At 38.5% G+C, this 20,508-nt stretch carries 20 protein-coding genes; 10 read left to right on the top strand and 10 right to left on the bottom strand.

Going from position 1 to position 20,508, the window contains the following annotated elements:
• The first annotated feature begins 40 nt into the window (after positions 1–40).
• The 10 genes from BW964_RS12590 (at position 41) to BW964_RS12545 (ending at position 13,928) form a co-directional block, all read left to right on the top strand.
• The gene (locus BW964_RS12590; protein ID WP_076507635.1) at positions 41–1,279 is read left to right on the top strand and encodes a sulfate adenylyltransferase subunit 1; all 1,239 of its coding nucleotides are present in this window, start codon (positions 41–43) and stop codon (positions 1,277–1,279) included.
• Between the two features lie 3 nt (positions 1,280–1,282).
• Complete coding sequence (gene epsC / locus BW964_RS12585) at positions 1,283–2,113, top strand: serine O-acetyltransferase EpsC (RefSeq protein ID WP_076507633.1); 831 nt, start codon at positions 1,283–1,285, stop codon at positions 2,111–2,113.
• A gap of 35 nt (positions 2,114–2,148) precedes the next feature.
• On the top strand, positions 2,149–3,060 hold the full coding sequence (gene cysK / locus BW964_RS12580; protein ID WP_076507631.1) for a cysteine synthase A: 912 nt from the start codon (positions 2,149–2,151) through the stop codon (positions 3,058–3,060).
• Positions 3,061–3,085: 25 nt separating this feature from the next.
• Positions 3,086–3,931 carry a uroporphyrinogen-III C-methyltransferase gene (gene cobA / locus BW964_RS12575; protein ID WP_076507630.1) on the top strand — a complete coding sequence of 282 codons (846 nt, stop codon included), beginning with the start codon at positions 3,086–3,088 and terminating at the stop codon, positions 3,929–3,931.
• The gene (locus BW964_RS12570) at positions 3,921–5,627 is read left to right on the top strand and encodes a diflavin oxidoreductase (RefSeq protein ID WP_076507628.1); all 1,707 of its coding nucleotides are present in this window, start codon (positions 3,921–3,923) and stop codon (positions 5,625–5,627) included. The genes cobA and BW964_RS12570 overlap by 11 nt, the downstream gene beginning before the upstream one ends.
• 18 nt (positions 5,628–5,645) lie before the next feature.
• Complete coding sequence (locus BW964_RS12565) at positions 5,646–7,319, top strand: NADPH-dependent assimilatory sulfite reductase hemoprotein subunit (RefSeq protein WP_076507627.1); 1,674 nt, start codon at positions 5,646–5,648, stop codon at positions 7,317–7,319.
• A 134-nt stretch (positions 7,320–7,453) separates the two neighbouring features.
• Positions 7,454–10,318, top strand: a complete 2,865-nt coding sequence (locus tag BW964_RS12560; protein ID WP_076507936.1) for a TonB-dependent receptor — start codon at positions 7,454–7,456, stop codon at positions 10,316–10,318.
• 5 nt (positions 10,319–10,323) lie between these two features.
• Positions 10,324–11,850, top strand: a complete 1,527-nt coding sequence (locus tag BW964_RS12555; protein ID WP_076507625.1) for a TSUP family transporter — start codon at positions 10,324–10,326, stop codon at positions 11,848–11,850.
• A 193-nt stretch (positions 11,851–12,043) separates the two neighbouring features.
• A complete protein-coding gene (locus tag BW964_RS12550; RefSeq protein ID WP_076507624.1) occupies positions 12,044–12,892 on the top strand; it encodes a hydroxymethylglutaryl-CoA lyase in 849 nt (282 codons plus the stop codon).
• A gap of 199 nt (positions 12,893–13,091) precedes the next feature.
• Entirely contained in the window at positions 13,092–13,928 is an 837-nt protein-coding gene (locus BW964_RS12545) for a sulfurtransferase (RefSeq protein ID WP_076507622.1), read from the top strand.
• 232 nt (positions 13,929–14,160) lie between these two features.
• On the opposite strand, the gene BW964_RS12540 is transcribed toward BW964_RS12545, so the two are convergent.
• From BW964_RS12540 to BW964_RS12500, 10 genes are all read right to left on the bottom strand, one after another.
• Positions 14,161–14,487: an SUF system Fe-S cluster assembly protein gene (locus tag BW964_RS12540; protein ID WP_076507621.1), complete on the bottom strand. Its 327-nt coding sequence runs from the start codon at positions 14,485–14,487 to the stop codon at positions 14,161–14,163.
• Positions 14,488–14,490: 3 nt separating this feature from the next.
• Positions 14,491–15,192, bottom strand: coding sequence for a 3'-5' exonuclease (locus BW964_RS12535; RefSeq protein WP_076507619.1), 702 nt, complete (start codon positions 15,190–15,192; stop codon positions 14,491–14,493).
• A gap of 13 nt (positions 15,193–15,205) precedes the next feature.
• A complete protein-coding gene (locus BW964_RS12530) occupies positions 15,206–15,553 on the bottom strand; it encodes a tRNA-binding protein (RefSeq protein ID WP_076507618.1) in 348 nt (115 codons plus the stop codon).
• The gene (locus BW964_RS12525; protein WP_076507616.1) at positions 15,550–16,059 is read right to left on the bottom strand and encodes a hypothetical protein; all 510 of its coding nucleotides are present in this window, start codon (positions 16,057–16,059) and stop codon (positions 15,550–15,552) included. Before BW964_RS12525 ends, BW964_RS12530 begins: the two co-directional genes overlap by 4 nt.
• Before the next feature lie 196 nt (positions 16,060–16,255).
• Positions 16,256–17,125, bottom strand: coding sequence for a DUF4238 domain-containing protein (locus BW964_RS12520; RefSeq protein ID WP_076507615.1), 870 nt, complete (start codon positions 17,123–17,125; stop codon positions 16,256–16,258).
• A gap of 468 nt (positions 17,126–17,593) precedes the next feature.
• Positions 17,594–18,211 (bottom strand): hypothetical protein, encoded by a 618-nt coding sequence (locus BW964_RS12515; RefSeq protein WP_076507613.1) that lies wholly within the window; start codon positions 18,209–18,211, stop codon positions 17,594–17,596.
• 2 nt (positions 18,212–18,213) lie between these two features.
• On the bottom strand, positions 18,214–18,423 hold the full coding sequence (locus BW964_RS12510) for a hypothetical protein (protein ID WP_123838413.1): 210 nt from the start codon (positions 18,421–18,423) through the stop codon (positions 18,214–18,216).
• A 10-nt stretch (positions 18,424–18,433) separates the two neighbouring features.
• Positions 18,434–18,664 (bottom strand): hypothetical protein, encoded by a 231-nt coding sequence (locus tag BW964_RS22365; protein WP_123911952.1) that lies wholly within the window; start codon positions 18,662–18,664, stop codon positions 18,434–18,436.
• A gap of 50 nt (positions 18,665–18,714) precedes the next feature.
• Positions 18,715–19,275 (bottom strand): recombinase family protein, encoded by a 561-nt coding sequence (locus tag BW964_RS12505; protein WP_076507610.1) that lies wholly within the window; start codon positions 19,273–19,275, stop codon positions 18,715–18,717.
• A gap of 178 nt (positions 19,276–19,453) precedes the next feature.
• On the bottom strand, positions 19,454–20,461 hold the full coding sequence (locus tag BW964_RS12500) for a trypsin-like serine peptidase (protein ID WP_076507608.1): 1,008 nt from the start codon (positions 20,459–20,461) through the stop codon (positions 19,454–19,456).
• Positions 20,462–20,508: the final 47 nt, after the last annotated feature.

Genomic DNA, 20,508 nt, shown 5'->3' with positions numbered 1-20,508 from the left:
TCATTAATCAATCATCATTAATCATTTATACAAAAAAGACGTGGATATATTAAGATTAATAACAGCAGGAAGCGTAGATGACGGGAAAAGCACCCTCATCGGAAGACTGCTTTACGATAGCAAAAGCATTTTACAGGACCAGCTGGAAGTTCTGGAAAAACATTCTAAAAACAAAAATGATGACGGGGTAGACCTTGCTCTTTTAACGGATGGGCTCCGTGCAGAAAGAGAGCAGGGAATCACGATTGATGTCGCTTACAGATACTTTTCGACATCAAAAAGAAAATTTATTATTGCAGATGCTCCGGGGCATGTCCAGTACACACGAAACATGATTACCGGAGCTTCTAATTCAGACCTCATGGTCATTCTCATTGATGCCCGTAAAGGAGTTATTGAGCAAACCAGAAGACATTCCATTATTGCCTCTTTGCTAAAACTGAACAAAGTAGCCGTAGCCATCAATAAAATGGATATGGTAGACTACTCACAGGATGTTTTTGAAACCATTAAAGAAGAGTATGCTAAAATGGCAGAAGGGTTGGGCTTAAACCATGTTACCTATTTCCCCATTTCTGCATTGAAAGGAGATAATATTGTTTCCTTGTCATCTGCTACAGCATGGTATCAGGGAAGTTCGCTTCTGGAATATCTTGAAGAAATTCATCTTGATCAGGAGCAAAACAGCGGTAGCCGCTTTCAGGTACAGTACGTTATCCGGCCTCAGACCGAGGAGCTGCATGATTACCGCGGATATGCCGGACAGATCATCAGCGGAAGTTTTCAGAAAGGAGATAAAATAGCAGTGCTTCCGGCAGGAATGATTACCGAAATTGCATCCATAGAAGTGAATGGAACCGAGGTTCAGGAAGCTTTTGAGGGGCAACCGGTCTTGATTCAGGTCACAGACGATATCGATATTAGCAGAGGAGATATATTCGCTGCGGCAGAAGAACTTCCTTCAGTTGAAAAAGAAGTGGAAGTATTACTTTGCTGGCTTGATCATAAAGCCTTGCAGCCGGGCAATAAATATTTGATACAGCATCACAGCAGACAGTTGAAAGCAGTCGTAAAACAGGTGGATTATAAGATCAATGTCAATACATTGGAAAAGGAAGCAGCTGAAGGCGAAATAAAACTTAACGAAATTGCAAAAGTAACCATACGAACGGCACAGCCTCTGGTATTTGATGATTTTATAAGCAATAAAAAAACAGGATCAGCCATTCTGGTCGATGAAACCTCTAACGCTACTGTTGCAGCGTGCATAATTCAATAGAAGATGAAAGTGTCAGATCAATTTATTAAGAAAATTCTTGAAAAAAAACAGACGAGTTCCGGAGGATTCTTTGATAAGGGTAAGATGGAAAACTTTGTCAATAATCTGTATAATATTCTGTTTCTTTCGCAAGAAATACATGCTGAAAACCAGATTTATATAGAGTTTGAAGAATTGCATGAAGTTCTTTTTGACCTGATCAGAAATACATCCGAGGATGAGGTTTTCTCGGAAAAGCAGACCGATCATTTCTTTCATGTATTGCCAGAGCTTTACAATAGTCTGATTCTGGATGCTGAATCTATTTTAGAATTCGATCCTGCGACGGAATCTCTGGAAGAAATACTCCTCTCATACCCAGGCTTTTTTGCGACATATGTCTATAGAATTTCCCACCAGCTATGGATTCAAAAAGTAAAAATCTTACCTAGGGTAATCTCAGAATATGCCCACAGCAGAACAGGAATTGATATTCATCCGGGGGCGGTCATTGGAAAACATTTCTTTATTGATCATGGAACAGGGATTGTGATCGGGGAAACCACCGTCATCGGCAACCATGTAAAACTCTATCAGGGCGTAACCCTTGGAGCTTTACATGTTTCAAAGGATAAAGCCAATGAAAAAAGGCACCCCAATATTGAAGACCATGTCATTATCTATTCCGGAGCTACTATTCTGGGGGGGAATACCACCATTGGCAGAGGCAGCATCATTGGAGGAAATGTCTGGATCACACAGAATGTTCCTTCCAGCTCTCTGGTCTATAATAAAAGTGAAATAAAAATAAAAGATAACGGAACGCTTCCCGAATCTTTAACCTTTGTGATATAAAAACAAACAACAAAACAACATAAAATTGAATCGGTATGAAGTTCCAAAACACACTAGAAACCATCGGAAATACCCCGGTCGTAAAAATTAATAAACTCTTCGGTGCAGAAAATGAAATCTGGATCAAGCTGGAGAAAGCCAATCCCGGCGGAAGCATTAAGGACAGAATTGCTTTAAGCATGATTGAAGATGCTGAATCCAAAGGAGTATTGAACAAAGACAGTGTTATTATAGAACCGACCAGCGGAAATACGGGGATCGGACTTGCTTTGGTAGCCGCTGTAAAAAACTATAAGCTGATTCTTGTGATGCCGGAAAGTATGAGTTTGGAACGCCGGAAAATTATGGAGTCTTATGGAGCAGAATTCGTTCTCACTCCACGAGAAAAAGGAATGAAGGGAGCCATTGAAAAAGCGGAAGAACTGGCGAAAGAAACTCCAGATTCATGGATTCCGAGACAGTTTGACAATCCTGCCAACGTAAAAGTACATATCGAAACCACCGCTCAGGAAATCCTGAAAGACTTTCCCGAAGGACTGGACTACCTGATTACAGGGGTAGGAACAGGAGGTCATATTACCGGGATTGCGCAAGTGCTGAAACAGAAATTCCCCAATATCAAAGTGATTGCTGTAGAGCCGGAACTCTCTCCCGTACTGAGTGGTGGATCTCCCGCTCCGCATCCTCTGCAGGGCTTGGGAGCCGGATTTGTTCCTTCAATCCTTGATACCGGAATCTTAGACGAAATTATTAAGATCAGTAAAGACGAAGCCTATGAATTCACGAAGGAAGCCGCAAAAAAAGAAGGACTTTTTGTAGGAATCTCTACCGGAGCTGCTTTAGCTGCAGTCGCCAAAAAACTTCCTGAAATTCCCGCCGGATCTACCATTCTGACCATTAATTATGACACAGGCGAAAGATACCTGTCCATCGAAGGACTGTTCTAGAGACCACTAATAAGAAGATTTAAAAATGAAAGAATTCAATAGCACACCAAAGGTTTACCTTGTCGGTGCAGGACCCGGCGACCCTGATCTCATCACTGTAAAAGCTGTAAAAGCCATTGCCGCTGCCGATATCATTTTATGTGACCGCCTGGTAAGTCCTGAGATACCGGAACGCTACGCAAATAAAAATACCGAAATCATTTATGTAGGAAAAGAATGCAGTAAAAATGCTTCTACACCGCAGTCCCGGATCAATGCATTAATAGTAGAGTATGCTTCTCAGGGAAAGACAGTCGTACGACTTAAGGGGGGAGACCTCTCCTTTTTCTCCAATGTTTTGGATGAATTGAAAGCTTTAAAAGAGCATCATATACCATTTGAAATGATCCCCGGAATTACTGCCGCTTCCGGAGCAGCGGCCTATGCCGGAATACCTTTAACAGCAAGAGGATATGCTACCTCCGTCCGTTTTCTGACCTATTATAAAACAGAAATTCTGAGTGATGCCTATTGGAAAGAGCTTGGAACATCCGATGACACCCTTGTTTTTTATATGTCAAAAGGAAACCTGAATGGTCTGGTAGAAAAATTTTTAGCATTAGGTACCTCTGATGACAAAAAGATCGCTGTTATCGAGCAGGCGACCACACCATATCAAAAAGTATATACCTCTTCTTTTGAAGATTTTCATGAAAAATTGGGAAAGAAAGACTTTGTATCTCCTTCATTAGTGGTTATTGGAAAAGTGGTGAACCTGCATGATGAGTTTTCATGGCTGGAAACACCTATTCAGGAAGGGATTTATTTTAAATCTGTAATTAACGGAAGCTTAGTGTCCAACCCTCAAAATATATTAGAATATGCTGTCTGAAACTAAATTAAATGCCCTTAAAGAAATATCAGGTGGTTTTTCAAGAGACGAAGCGGTCTGGGCCAGCGGTTTTTTGGCGGGTCTTGCGGGATTTTCATCTTCAGCCGGATCTTTTTCTCCGGAAGTCAACGCACAAACGACTTCTCCAAAGAAAATTACGCTAGCCTATGGAACAGAAACCGGAAACAGCAAGAAACTCGCGGTAGAACTTGCCGGAATCATTAAGAAAAAAGGAGTGCAGGTGAAATTGGCAGACCTTTCCCAATACAAACCGAAAGATCTCGCTAAAGAAGATCTGTTCTTTCTCATTATCAGTACTCAGGGAGAAGGCGATCCGCCCATTCTTGCGAAGAAATTTTATGATCACATTCATGAAAATGACCTGAACATCAGCTATTTGAAATACGGAGTTCTTGCTCTCGGAGACAGCAGCTATCCATTGTTTTGTAAAACAGGAGAAGACCTCGACTTCCGTTTTGAAGTATTGGGGGCACAAAGAATCCTTCCGCTCAAAAAATGTGATATCGATTATGAACAGGAAGCTCATACCTGGGCAGAACATATTCTGGATGTCGTTAATAAAACCAAAGAAAGCAGCCAGAAAAGTACGGTGCCTCCAAAAATAGCGACAGGACGAAAAAAATATCAGGGAAAGATTTCAACAATCATCAACCTCAACGATAGAGATTCCGACAAAGAAACCTACCATATAGAAATAGAAACGGAAGAAACTCTTGTCTACAACCCTGGCGATGCATTGGGGGTGATCGCTTTCAATCCTAAAAAGGAAGTAGATGAAATTATTGAATTGACCGGAATTGATCCTGAAAAGCAGATTAAAACAACAAAAATTACATCCAGCGTAAAAGACTTGCTTCATAAACATCTTAACATCAGTTATCTGCTTAAAACGACAGTCGCTCAATATGCAGAAATGACAGGACATCCTATTCCTGAAGTAAGATTAAGCCTTCTGGAACTGCTGAGAATCTATCCGGTAAAAGATGCGGCTGAATTTGAGCAGATGATCCCCGTTCTGACAGGTCAGTCCCCACGTTTATATTCTGTTTCTTCATCACTTGAAGCTCACGGCGATACTGAAATTCATATTACTGTAGCCAAATCTGAGTTTTTCATTCATGATAAAAAACAAAATGGACTGTGCAGTGGTTTCCTGGCTGAATTTAAAGAAGGAGAAATTATTGAGTTTTATATTCAGGAAGCCAAACATTTCAGACTTCCCCAACCCGATAAAGATATCATTATGATTGGTCCCGGAACGGGTATTGCGCCTTTCAGATCTTTTCTTTACGAAAGAGATGCAGTAGGAGCAGAAGGCAGAAACTGGCTTTTCTTCGGTGACCGGACGTTTGTTTCGGACTTCCTTTATCAGGCCGAATTACAGGATTTTCTTAAAACCGGAACTCTGACCCATCTGGATCTTGCTTTTTCCAGAGATACCGCCGAAAAAATATATGTACAGCATAAACTGGAACAAAAGGCCCAGGAAGTCTATCACTGGCTGGAAAGCGGAGCATCACTGTACGTTTGCGGAGCCAGAGAACCCATGAGTAAAGATGTGGAGAAAACCATTCTGAACATTATTCAGGATAAAGGAAAACAAAGCCCTGAAGAAGCTCAAAACTACCTGGAAGAGCTGGAACTCAGCGGAAGATATGTAAAAGATGTGTATTAAATCATAAAAGGATACGATATGACAGATAAGAATAACCTTTCGCCGGTAGAAAGGATAAAAACCGGCAGCAACGGGCTCAGAGGAACTTTAAAAGAAAGCCTTTTAGATGATTTTACGGGAGCCATCAGAGAAGATGACCAAACCCTCATCAAGTTTCACGGAATGTACCAGCAGGATGACAGGGACAGACGCGAGGAAAGAGTGGCCAAAAAACTGGAATGGCTGTATTCCTACATGATCCGGTTGAGACTTCCGGGAGGATTTTTAACCTCCGCGCAATGGGCAGGGCTCCATGAAATTGCAGAAAATCATTCGACAGGAGTGATCAAAATTACCACGCGGCAGACCATTCAGCTGCATGGAATTTTGAAATCCCATGTAAAGCCTACCATCCAGAACTTCAATCTTCATCATCTGGATTCTATTGCGGCCTGCGGGGACGTGAACAGAAATGTCACCTGTACCTCAAATCCTTCCGAATCACCATTACATCAGGAGATCTATGAATTAGCCGGAAAAATCAGTGAAATGTGTCTTCCGAAAACAAAATCTTATTATGATCTGTGGATTGATGATGAACTGGTCATTGACAGAAAAACAGAGGAGGATCCTTTGTATCAGGATCGGTATCTCCCAAGAAAACTGAAAATAGGAATTGCGATTCCTCCCAATAATGATGTAGATGTTTTTATTAATGATATTGCTCTGATTGCCATCATTGAAAATAATCAAATTGTTGGTTACAATATCGCGGCAGGAGGAGGGCTTGGCGCCACTCATGGAAACGATGCAACGTATGCAAGGCTGGCTTCTCTTTTAGGTTTTGTAGACACAGAAGAAAAAGCGTTGAAAGCTGTATACGAGATTATCACCGTACAACGTGACTTCGGAAACAGAAGCGACAGAAAATTATCAAGATTAAAATATACCATAGACAAGCTCGGCATCGAAGGGTACAGGACTGAAGTCGAAAAAAGATGTGGTTTTGCCTTTGAACCTGCGCGGGAGTTTAAGTTTGAACAGCGAAAAGACCGCTACGGTTGGTTACAGAATCATGAAGGGAAGTGGTTTTATACTGTTTTTGTAGAGCATGGAAGAATCCTTGATATCGAAGGTTATCCTTTAAAATCAGGGCTTTTAAAAATTGCTGAAACTGGAAAAGTGAATTTCCGCTTTACCTGTAATCAAAATCTTATTCTTTCTGATATTCATGAACAGGATAAAGGTGAAATAGAGAAGATTCTTAAAGAGCATGGAATTTCCGGATATACAGATGAGGTCAGCGCACTGCGTAAAAACTCTGTCGCCTGTGTGGCATTAAATACCTGCTCACTGGCTTTGGCAGAAGGACAGAGATACCTGCCGGTTTTGGTCACCAAAATAGAACCTGTACTGGAAAAATACGGACTTCAGAACGAAGATATTACCATCAGAATGACCGGCTGCCCGAACGGCTGCGGAAGATCACCCAATGCCGAGATCGGACTGGTAGGCACAGCTTACGGAAAGTACAACCTGCATATCGGAGGTGACAGACTGGGAATGCGCCTCAATACAAAATTTAAAGAAAACATTGGCGAAGAAGAAATCCTTGAAACGCTGGATGAGCTTTTCGGAATCTATTCCGAAGGCAGATATTCCGAAGAAACCTTTGGTGATTTCTCCTATCGATATCTACAAACCATAAAATGAAAAATATGATCGACTCTCTTTACCGAAACAAAAAAAACACTCAATGTTTAGGAATGCGAATGTGGATGTGCTGTTCATTAATTGACGACGCATAAACCATTTTTCAATCCTAAAATTTTATACAAGTGAAAACAATACAACATCAATATTTTAAGCATAGAATACATTTTATAGTATTTACCCTTTTCTTTACCGGATTTATACAGGCTCAACAGCTTATTGAAGTAAGCGGAATCATCAAACATACAGATACTCATAAAGGCATTGACGGAGTACAGATTCAGGTAGAAAATACTCAGGATAGAGCCACAACCGATCAGGACGGGAATTTTAACCTGAGAACAAGGGTGAAAATACCTTTCAGAATTGTGATTGCCAAAGAAGGCTTTGCCCGCCAGACGGCCGAAATATTATCGCTGTCCAGTAAAGTTGCCATTGAATTAAATCCCCAGAACACCATCATTAATGAAGTGGTTATTTCGGCCTCCCGTGTTCCCGAAAAAATCATGAGATCGCCGATTGCTATTGAAAAAATTGATATTAAAACCATTCGGGAGAGTCCCGCTGCCTCATTCTACGAAACATTAGAGAATGTGAAGGGGTTACAGCTTTTAACTTCAAGTCTTACTTTAAAAGTTCCCAACTCAAGAGGATTCAATTCTCCGAATAACTTCCGATTCATGCAGCTGGTAGACGGTGTCGATGTACAATCTGCAACGCTTGGAGTTCCGCTTGGAAATGCCATAGGTCCCACAGAGCTGGATATTCAGTCCATGGAAATTACTCCTGGAGCGGCCTCTGCCCTGTATGGAATGAATGCCGTCAATGGATTGGCGAGCCTACAGACAAAAGATCCGTTTACCTCGGAAGGCGTCAGTCTATATTTCAGAGGTGGAGTGAATCATGTAGACCATATCAACCATAAAACAGCTGCTCTTGGAGAAAGTGCAGTAAGGATTGCAAAAGTACTGAACAAAAACCTGGCAGTAAAGATTAATGCTTCTTATTTCAGTGGAGTAGACTGGATCTCGGACAACCGTACAGATCAGAATCCCAATTCATTGATTACGGCCAATTCCAACTTTGCTTTAACCAATAATCCGGCTGAAGATCTCTGGAATAAATATGGTGATGAAAGAAACAACCGGACCTCTGTAAAAGTGAATTACAACGGAAAGCCAACCACTTTTAATGTTTCAAGGACCGGATATTATGAGAAAGACCTGATCAGCCCTGAAGTGAAAAATGTAAAATTTGATGTCGGGCTATATTATCGTTTTGGAGATCAGTGGAAAACCTCTTATGTATACCGCTACGGATTACTTGATGGTACTTTTCAGAGAGGAAATAAGATCCGTCTTCAGAATGCAACCGTTCAGAATCATAAAGTAGAATTAACAGGTAAGGAATTGACGTTCAGAGCCTATATGTCTATAGAGAATACCGGAGACTCTTATAATCTTAAGCCTTTGGCTGACAATCTGGATCTTACCCATCTTTCCAATACGAACTGGAGAAATATCTTTCAGAACACTTTGCAGGATAGGCTTAATTCAGGGGTGAATCTGAATGACGCTTTTATTTTGGCGCGACAGGAAGCCGATAAAAACAGAGTACTTCCGGGGACACCCGCCTTTGAACAGCTGAAAAATACGATTATCGGGATAAACAACTGGGATTCTGCCAACTCCGGAATTGCGGGAGCACCTGCTACTGGGGGAGCAAAGCTTGAACAGAAGTCCCGTTTTTATCAGACAGAGATGACTTATGATTTCACAAGATTTGTAAAGGTTTTCAATCTTCTTGTAGGGGCAGACTACCGTCTTTACAGCATCACCCCGGACGGAAATAATTTTGTTGATTTTGACAGACCGGTCAGCGAGAGAAATATACCTTTATCAGATGGAACTTTCGGGAACCATGTCATTTATCAGAAATATGGTGCCTTTGCCCAACTTACCAAGCTTTTTTTCCAGGATAAATTAAAGGTGAATCTGGCTCTTCGCGCAGACAGAAACCCTGAATTTGAAACTAAATTAAATCCAAGAGTAAGCGTTGTCTATTCTCCTGTGAACCAACATAATTTCAGGGTCTCTTTCCAAAATGGATACCGTTTCCCTTCTTTGTTTGAAGCGCTGTCATTCGTTAATAATGGAAATGTAAGAAGAGTGGGTGGGCTGTCAAAAGCCAATGAGGGCCTTGGATATCTCGAAAATTCATATACGCTGGCTTCTATTGACCAGTTTACCTCTGCTGTTAATAAAGATGTAGATGGAGGACTCAGTCAGAATCAGGCCGCGCTAAAAAACAGAAATCTTTTGACGGCTGCCAATCTACCCAAACTACAGCCTGAAAAGGTGACCTCTTTTGAAGTTGGGTATAAATCAGCTTTATTTAATAGCAGGCTGGTCATCGACTGGGATTTTTATTACAATGTCTATCAAGGTTTTCTTGGACAGGTTGAAGTGGCAGTTCCTAAAAATGAAAATATCGGAAGTGATAATGCTGTTTTAGCAATGCTGGACAGAAGCAAACAGGACCGGTACAGAGTGTATACCAATAGTAACAGTAAATATAAAAGCCTCGGAACATCTCTGGGAATCCGGTATAATCTGGTGAAAAATTACAATGTGAATGTTAATATTTCGTATAATGACCTTGTTTCAACCCATACTTCAGACCTTTTTATTACGGCTTTCAATACCCCAAAATGGGCAGTTAATCTAAGTATAGGAAACCAGGAAATTATTAAAAATATTGGATTTACCGTTACGGCCAGATGGCAGGACAGTTTCTTATGGGAAAGTCCGTTAGCATCCGGAAATATCCCTTCCTATTATACCATTGATGCACAGGCAACATGGAGAATTCCTGAAATAAAGGCAAGTGTGAAAATTGGAGCAACGAATCTGCTTAACCGTCGCTATTTTCAGTATGCAGCAGGACCTGAAGTGGGAGGACTGTATTATGTGGCATTCACCTATGATCTAAAACTTTAAATACAATGAGTAACTCTCTCTATCCCATATTTTTAAAGCTTGAAGAGTTGTCATTGCTCATCATTGGCGGCGGCAATATTGCTTTGAAAAAACTGGAATCCGTTTTGGCGAATTCTCCAGAAGCACGGATTAAACTGGTGGCCAAGGAAATCAGTGATCAGGTTAAAGAACTGAAACAAAACTATCCCAATCTTACCCTGCATGAAAGGTCGTATACGGATAATGATTTTAACAGTGCCGATATTGCGATTGTGGCAGTGAATGATATTTCTTTAGCAGAGCGGATCCGAAACAGGGCCCACCAGCATAACATCCTGGTGAATATTGCTGACAAACCGGGCTTGTGTGATTTCTATTTAGGCTCCATTGTTCGCAAAGGCAATCTTAAAATTGCAGTTTCAACCAATGGAAAATCTCCTACGGTAGCCAAAAGATTACGTGAAATTTTAACGGAAACGATTCCTGACGAGGATATGGACGGACTTCTCGATAACATGCAGAACATCCGCAATCAGTTAAAAGGTGATTTTACCTATAAAGTAAAAGAACTAAACAGGTTGACGACCCATTATCTGGATGAAAAAAACATTCCGCATGATGAGGTGAAACTGGAGATGGAAAAACTAATGAATATTACTAAAACAGTACGCCGGAGAGCTAATATTTATCTGGGAATCATAGGTGTTCTGATCCTTGTTGGGCTTTTGGCACTCATCATTTATCAGTTCAATCTGTCCGGAGATATTCAGCATTTTCTAAGCAAAGACGGGCATATTTTTTACTGGATGCTGCTGGCCGGCTTTCTGGCAGAGATTGTTGCCGGATCTATGGGAATGGGATATGGAGTGATCTGTACGACGATTCTGTTGCTTCTGAACGTTCCGCCTCCGGTGGTGAGTGCCAGTATTCATTCTGCAGAATCGTTTACGTCTGCTGCGGGGAGTATCAGTCATTATAAACTAGGGAATGTCAACAAAAAAATAGTCTGGGTTTTATTTCCTGTGGCGGCAGTGGGTGCTTTTATCGGAGCCTTTGCGCTGTCTCATTTCGGTGAGAAGTATGCCCATATTGTAAAGCCTGTCATTGCTTGTTACACTTTGTACTTAGGAATTAATATTCTGAGAAATGCTTTTAAAAGAAAAGACAAAAAATCAGGCAAAATCAGACCGAAAAAAAGAACTAATTTAAGAGTATTGGGATTGGTTGGTGGATTTATTGATTCTTTTGCCGGCGGAGGTTGGGGCCCTTTGGTTACCGGAACATTGATTAAGGAAGGGAGGACGCCCCGCTATGTGGTGGGAAGCTCCACGATGGCTAAGTTTTTACTGACGATTGTGAGTGCATTAACCTTCATTTTCACCATTGGAATCCATCATTGGAATATTGTCCTGGGACTTCTTCTGGGAGGTGTTTTTACGGCTCCTTTTTCGGCGATGTTTACTTCGAGGCTTCCTGCAAAGAAAATGTTTGCTGTAGTGGGAGTGGTGGTGATTATAATGAGCTTGATTACTATTGTAAAATCATTAACCTAACCATTTTTGAGGAATTCAAATTTGTTTTAAATAGGGCATTTCACGTTTTGCCGGGTTTATCAGGAGTCTCATATCAGTTATTGAAATTTTAAATCGGATATAAATATTTGAAAATCAAAATAATGTTAGATTTGTAGGTACCGTAGATAAACTTGTTTAGTTTTATTATATTTGAGAAAATCAAAAAGTAAAAATGTTTCTTACTGAATGTCCTAGAGATGCCATGCAGGGTTGGGGAGAATTTATCCCTACCAGCAAAAAAATAGATTACATCAACTCCCTCATGGAGGTTGGCTTTGATGTACTGGACTGTCTGAGTTTTGTTTCCCCGAAAGCAATTCCTCAGATGGCAGATTCTGATGAAGTGGCTGAAAACATCGATACCTCTTTATCCAACACCAAAGTTTCTGCGATCATCGGAAATTACAGAGGGGCTGAAAAAGCATTAAAACATAAGAGTGTAGATATTCTAGGCTTTCCGTTTTCTATTTCGGAAACATTCCAGCACAGGAATACCAACAAAAACCAGGAAGAAGCTTTTGATGAGATCATTAGAATGCTTGAACTGGCTACAAGTGAAGGAAAACAGCTGAATATTTATTTTTCTATGGCATTCGGAAACCCTTATGGAGAAATGTGGAAGTGGGAAGATGTAGATTTCTGGGCCAAAAGATTTTCAGAGATTGGAATTAAAGATGTTCTGCTTTCTGATACCACAGGCGTTGCCACTCCTGAAACCATTGCTCTCTTATTCGAAAAAATTCCGTCAAAATATCCTGAGATTAATTTCGGAGGACATTTTCACAACCGTTATGAAGATTCGTACTCAAAATTGAAAGCGGCTTACGATAAAGGGTGCAGAAGATTTGACAGTGCGATCAAAGGAATCGGTGGCTGTCCAATGGCTAAAGATGATCTGGTTGGAAATATGCCTACAGAACAGGTCATCAATTTTATGAGCGTAGAAAAAGTAGATCATAAATTAAATTTACTGAACTTCGAAAGTTCTTATAACAGAGCAAAAGATATCTTTCATTTTTAATAATGAACAGATAGCAAATTCCCTCAGATTTCACAGAATATATGGTAAAATAAAGAAGTTAGATACTATAATAATCTTTATCATCCGTGAAATCTGCGGGAACATAATGAAATAGGAGCGGGTTTAAACCCGCTCTCTTATATTAAAAACCCGCTCGGCTTAAACCAAAACTTAAAAAGTAACCCCAAAATCACCAACAATGTCACCTATCATCTCACCATCCGAATTAAAAAACCTTCCGTCAGAAAACCTCATCATCCTTGATGCAAGAGCAGGGAAGGACATCTATCCAACCTATCTTACGAAACATATTAAAGGAGCCCGTTTTATCGATCTTGATAAAGATTTGGCCGATATCGGTGAAGATGCCGCTTTTGGAGGAAGGCATCCGCTTCCGGCTGTTGAAAAATTTGCTGAAACACTTTCAGGTCTTGGAATCTCAGAAGGTGCGCATGTTTTGGTATATGATGATAAAAACGGAGCCAATGCTGCGGCAAGAGCATGGTGGATGTTGAAATCTTTTGGCTTTGAAAACGTTCAGGTTCTGGATGGGGGAATTCAATCTGCTGAGAAAGAAGGCGTAGAATTTTCATCCGGTGAAGAAATCTTTGAAAAATCTTCTGTCATTAAAAAAGAAGGTTGGCTTCTTCCTGTTAAAGAATTGGAAGATGTTGAAAATGAGATATCAAACGATTCTTCAACAGTTATTGATGTAAGAGATGCCTACCGATATAAAGGTGAATCTGAACCTATTGATCTGGTAGCCGGACATATTCCCGGAGCGATTAATATTCCTTTTTCTGAAAACCTGGATGAGAATGGAAACTTCCTGAAACCTGAAGTTTTAAAAGAAAAATACACAGAACTTTTAAAAGACCAACCTCAGCACCTCATCATTCATTGCGGATCTGGTGTTACAGCATGTCATACGATTCTGGCATTGGAGTATGCAGGCTTCCCGACTCCTGATCTCTATGTAGGTTCATGGAGTGAATGGAGCAGGAGAGAAGGAAAAGAGATCACGAAAGAGAGTTAAAAGGGAGGCTGGAAGTTACTGTTGGCCGTACTGTTTTCTCGAAATTAAACTCAGTAATTTTCTTTTTCAAACTTATCGTATTGAAAATAGAATATGAAAATAGAAAAACCCGGAAAATTTCCGGGTTTTGTATTGTTTTGATGTAGAAAAAGGAAGTTTTAGGTGGAAAGAGGGAGATTTTGTACGCTCCAAAAAGCTTCCATCTTCCCGCTTCTATCTTCCTTACTTTAATTTAAAGCATTCCCAATTCAAACTTTGCTTCTTCACTCATCATATCCTTGTTCCAGCTCGGTTCGAAAGTAAGTTCCAAGTCTACACTTTTTACTCCTTCTACTTCTGCTACTTTGTCTTTTACTTCCTGTGGGAGGGTTTCTGCCACCGGACAGTTTGGGGTAGTCAGGGTCATTATAATTTTTACATCGCCATCTTCGGAGATCTGTACATCATAGATGAGGCCTAATTCGTAAATATCTACCGGAATTTCTGGGTCGTATACGGATTTTAAGACCTTGATGATTTCCTCACCAATGTCAGCAATTTGATCGTCTGTAAATTTCATTTTTTAATCTAGATTGATATTCCTTTTCAACAAATCTTCCTGACGCATCCGCCGGAAAACATTTGCCAAAGTTAAGACATCTTTTTCACAATAGTCCACAATTCGCTGCAAGTCTTTTTCTATGTAGTAGATTGATGAAACCATTGAACCGTCGATATCATCTTTAGGCGTAGGAATTCCGAAGACATGAGCAAGCAATTCCAGGGAAACAAAACTTTTATAGTCTCCGAATTTCCAAAGCTCCATCGTATCAATATGCGGAATTTCCCATGGCTTTTTTCCGAACATCTGGAACGGAACCGGAGGCTGCATCCCATTGATCAGGAATCGTCTGGCAATCCACGGAAAGTCAAATTCTTTTCCATTGTGGGCACAGAGAATAATATTGTTTAGTCTCGGGCTGTTGAAAATTTCCCCGAATTCCTGAAGCATCTTTTTTTCATCGTGACCGTAAAAGCTTTTAATTTTTAAGGTATCATTCTTTTCTACCATTCCGATCGTGATGCAGATAATTTTTCCAAATTCGGCCATAATGCCTGCACGGTCATAAAACTCTGCTGCACTGACATCTTCTTTTCTCTGGAATCTTGTTTTCTTTTCCCAGAGTTTCTGTTCGGTTTCTGGTAAGTCTTCCCATGATCCGGATCCCGGAACGGTCTCAATATCAAGGAATAAAACTTTTTCTAATGGAATGTGTTGTATCATATGGGTTTGTGTTTTATCCTACCTGCATTCCGTTTTTCACGGGAAGGGATGGTGTCAAAAGAGTAACTTCTTTTTTGTCTTCCCCATAAACTCCAAGGATCAGACATTCGCTGAAGAAATTAGCGATCTGTTTTCTTGGGAAATTGACCACAGCCATGACCTGCTTTCCTACCAGTTCTTCCTTTTGATATAGGGAAGTGATCTGAGCAGAGGAATTTTTAATTCCGAGTTCCCCGAAATCAATTTGAAGTTGGTAAGAAGGGTTTCGTGCTTTCTCAAAATCATTCACGGAAACAATGGTTCCGCATCGGATATCTATTTTTTCAAAGTCTGTCCAGGATATTTCCGGCTTTATGGTCATGATAATGAATTGATTAAATGTTCTACTTCTGTTTTTTCTACGGCATATTTCTGTTGCAGTTCAGATCCTTCACCCATCCTTCTGTAATATTCCAGCGCCTGGCCTCCAAAGAATTTTTTATAATGATCCGATAGCTCAGGAATCTGTGGAAATACCTTGTGAAAAAGCATTTCAGAATAGGCCTGAAATTCTCTTTCATTTTTGTCTTCGATCACCTGTCCGGGTGCTTTCTGACGCACGTGAAGCATTTCGTGGGCGACCATATTCAGGGCGAGGGTCAGATCAAAATCAAATAAATTCTTTGGAATCATGACCGTCTGCGGACCTCCCAATATACCTTCTGCCGTTAAAAGCATAGAAGTAGGAGACAACTCTTCCCTGAATCCAAAACCTGCAAAGTTTTCATGTTCCAGATCAAAAGAATGGATTAAAAATTGCGCGGCATCCAGAATTTGGTCGTGTTTTTTGTAAGCCTCAAGGTGTAAGTTGATCTGCTCGAAATTCATTCAGAATATGTTTTAAACAAATGTATTAAAATATTTGGAGTGCGGCTTTCTCGAAAATAGAATTTTAGATAGGGTTTGCTTTTTCTATCGATTGTGAAAAGGCATCGTTTTTTGAGATTTATTTAGTTAGGAATTTGTTATAAATGATACAACTTTAAAGGATAATCATATTTTCAAAACCTATAAAACTAAATCTTTAAATACTTTTTTTAGGGCAATAGGTTTTGCTAATAAGAGCTTCTAGGTATTGATAATCTTTACAGGCAATTGTATCATTTGCGAGTAATAAATTATGTTTATTTATAAAATTTACTTCTTCTGAAGTTAACTTTTTAATTCCAGAACTATTAATGCCTTCGGGATGCTTTTCAGAATAAATGTGAAGATATATTTTACTACTTAAAGGTAAACTGATATATGAAATTTCTTCTATGTCAGGATTAGTATATTTATTTATTTTATTTCTATGTGTAGCCGCACCAAAATCTGGTAATATAAAATAGTCACTATCATCTTCTGGTATCTCGATTATAAAATAAAGTAATCCCATCTTTGAAATGATTTCATTGCCTATTTGAAGGTAGTCATCTCCGCCAAGATATTTAGAATCTCCTTTATTATTGAAAAAATTATAAAAGCTACTCTTTAAAGTTTCTGTTGCGTTATCCATCGATGGTTTAAGAGCATTAAAAAATAATTTTTCTAAACTATTTTTATAAACTGGAGTTCTAAAATTAGCTATTGCTCCATATCTTGCTAAATATACAATTGCCTTCTGTATTTCTACATCTATATTTTTTTCAATAGTTAATCTTACTATATTATTGTAGTAGTGGTCAAAGTCATTTTCATAAAATTGGTTTAATTGATGCTCAACTGTGGTATAATCATTTTTGCCATTTTCATATTTTGTATTTAAATCTTTTTCACTGAAAATTCTTTTAGAAGAGTTTTTTGTTTGAAATAATTTTGTTGACTTATTATACAAGAAAATTTCATTTTTCTCATTAAAGAATTTCTTAATATGAACTTGTGAAATGTAATGGTGGTTGCGTGGAATACTCATTAAAAAGAATGCGATTTTAGTTTATTTAAAAATATGATACTCATCTAATTAAATCGTTTTTTGAGATTAATTATTAAAATTTCTCTTACTTATACAATCCCATTTGAAATATCTTACCATGTTCTCTTTCATTTTGTGTAACATTACCATTATTTCCTACACTAAGCTATAATTGACTGTAGTCATTCCACTTAGATTGATATTAGTTAGGTGGCAATAGAATTCACTTCCATTTAAGGTATATTTATAATGCTTAGACATTAAGTCCAAGACTAATGTACGAGGAGACGAACAATTAACAGTATTTTCGAAAAAATTTTCTACTTCTTCAATTGTTTTAAGTGATAGAATTTTGGCTCCATTGGCATCTAAAAAGTTTACTTCAATCATATTATTTGTTAAGTTTAATATTGTTATTAATTATCGTTTTGTAAAACGTTCGATTTAAAACGCCCCATTTTTTATATCTTAAGCAATGTATGGTTCTAATTGAAGGTGCATTTCTCCATACTGAACCAAATATTGTCTTTTAATTACTTTAAACAGTGTTGTCTTGAACAATTCTTCCAATTCATCGCACATTTGATGATCGGAAAAGTCTAAATGATCGCCTACCAAAAGTTCTCTTTCGGAAAAAATTTCAATCGGGTAGGCAAATTCATTTTGATACATGTGTATGTATAAAAAATATTTTAATCCTTTTTCATACAATGGTACTTCTTTAGAAATTTTATTTCCTTTATTTTCTACAGTATAAGAACCGCTTTTTAGTTCTACTTTAGAAATATAATCATTCCATTTATGTAAAAAAAGAACTGAATTTTCTTCGTTTCTTAAAAGACTTAAGAAAGTATTTCCGACTTCCATTCTCATAGAAATATCATTTCCTAATTTTAAATATTTAATAAGGTTTATTATAACAGGCTTTAAAATAATTAATTCTGTTTCTTTACTAAATTCTTGAAGTGATTGAAATAGCTTCCTGTATTCATCGAAAACATCTTCTTCAGTACCAATTAATTCCACATAATTTGGTAAAACACTTAGAAAAAAATCTTTATAATTTTCTTGTATATTCTCTTCCATAATTATAATAATTCAATTGATAATATTAATTCTTCCAGTTCTTTGATTTCTTTTGTGTGCGACTGAATTTTATTATCTAAATCGGTTTGATTTGTTCCGTTCTGAGCTAATTCATCATCAGACTTCAACTTGATTTGTTTAGCCAGTTCCTTATCGACTTCTAAAAGTTGACGAAATTTGTTTAATTTTTCAAGTATTAATTCTTTATTCATAATATAATTTTTAAATCCATCCTTCCCCGTAGCTCCCTGTCTCATGCAACCATGTTTTAGGACAGGCATTGCATTTATAATAATATTCATCAACATTCCCAAATTGAGATTTGACCTCTTTAAAATTAGTCTGTACTAAATTTTTATGTGGAGGAGTATATCTACCTTTTCCTATAAGTTCTTTGCAATAAGCACAAAGTTCGTCGATTTTAACTTCTTTTTTTTTTTCTTTATTTTCCATAAGAAATATTTGATTTAATTATTTTTTAAGTTGATCGTTCCGTTTTCTGATTAACTTTTAATTATTTTATAAAATGTTGTTTTGCTTCCAATTTTGAAAGCCCTCATAATCTCTTCTACTGGAAGTTCTTTACTATTGTAAGAAGCTTTTACCAAAGGTGCAATTTTTTTGGATTTTTCGCTTAACCCTTTTGGCCTACCTCCATTTTTTCCCCTTGCCCTAGCTGACTTTAATCCTGCTTGAGTTCGTTCAATTAAAACGTTCCTCTCATGTTCAGCAAGAACACAAAAAATCTGGAAGATAAGTTTACCACTTGCAGAACTGGTGTCAATATTTTCTGATATTGATTTAAAATGGATTCCTTTTTCATTCAGCTTTATAACAAATTGTATTAATCCTACTGTTGTCCTTCCAATTCTATCCAATCTCCAAACTACTAAAGTATCTTCCTTTCGTATAAAGTTTATTAGATGATTGAGCTGTGGTTTTTCAGATTTTATACCGCTTACTTTATCAAAATAAATTTTTTCACATCCAATATTTTTCAAAGCATCAGTTTGTAAATCTAAATTTTGCTCATCTCTACTAACTCTCGCATATCCTATTAACATAGTACACATTACTCATTTAAAACAAATGTAGTGTAATTTGATTTTATGTACAACGAAAATGTACCTATGATTGAATAAAAAAGTCTTGATTATTAGAAGCCAATACGTGTACAGAAGACCGACCATTAAAAGAGCCCAACTAAAAGCCAGGCTCTTTCTATAAAGAAAAAAAAATTGGTTATGGATGCTCGTTTCGGGCTCTTATCACAAGATTAACGAGATCTGATCCGCCACTTGCAAAATTTTCACTTGGGTTATGGGCACTTTGGGTCGCTACAGCGTAAGGAGCGCCATCCCAGTATCCCCAGAACGGGCCACCGCTTTGTCCGGGCCAGATATCTGCTTTGTGGGTCATACTTTCATTATCATCGGCACTCCAGAAATCTCCATCGAGAGCAATGCCTGTCTGATAGGTTGGTCTTTGAGTTCCGGTTAAATCTCCCGGATAACCTGCGTGAGTCCAATAAGCACCACCATCCCATGAATCGGAATAGGATTTTGCCCCCAGCCATCCGGTACTGTTTCCGATAGGTCTGTCTAAGACAATCACAACATAATCATATTGAATTTCTGTAGAATCAATCGTAGGGCCTGCGACTTTATATTTGTAATAAGTCAAAGTTCCCCATGCACTTCCGTAAGGAGCACTTCCATTATAATACATTGGCGTGAATTTTAGCCAGCCCGTGCTGTTGTTAGGTTGCCAGTCTACGATATGGGCACAGGTAAGCAGATGTCTCGGACCGATCATCACTCCGCTTCCTGAACCTAACGCACTTTCTACTCTTCCCACACATCGCCATGGATACGCAGTAGAATTAAATACTTTTCTCTGATCTGGACCGAAGATCGTTTTTACCCCTTCTGCGGTTAGAAATGATTCTCTTTCAATGAATTTCGGTTTACGGTCTTTTCTAGCTTCCAATTTAGGTTGGTATTCAAAATCTGCATGGGTAGGATAGAAGTGATCCGTTTCAAGAACTTTTCCTTCTGCTTTTTCGTTTGCAGGCATTCCGATTGATTTCATTCCTTTTGGGAAAGACCTTCCATCAATGGTTTCCATGGCGGGTGCCTGGTGGGTTAGTTTTTCGACATTTGTCGGTTTTTCAGTTGATTTTGCTTTAACAGTTTTCAGTCTTGACACCTCTTCTGCCGTCATTGGTTTGTTGTTTTCAGTTGTAGACATGATTATTGAGTTTTTTAATCAGTTTTTCCTACTCTTTGGATGGCTTT

The sequence above is a fragment of the Chryseobacterium shigense genome (assembly GCF_900156575.1).
Lineage (GTDB): Bacteria > Bacteroidota > Bacteroidia > Flavobacteriales > Weeksellaceae > Chryseobacterium > Chryseobacterium shigense.
The sequence above is the reverse complement of the archived record's forward strand: the minus strand, read 5'-3'. Positions and strand labels throughout refer to the sequence as shown.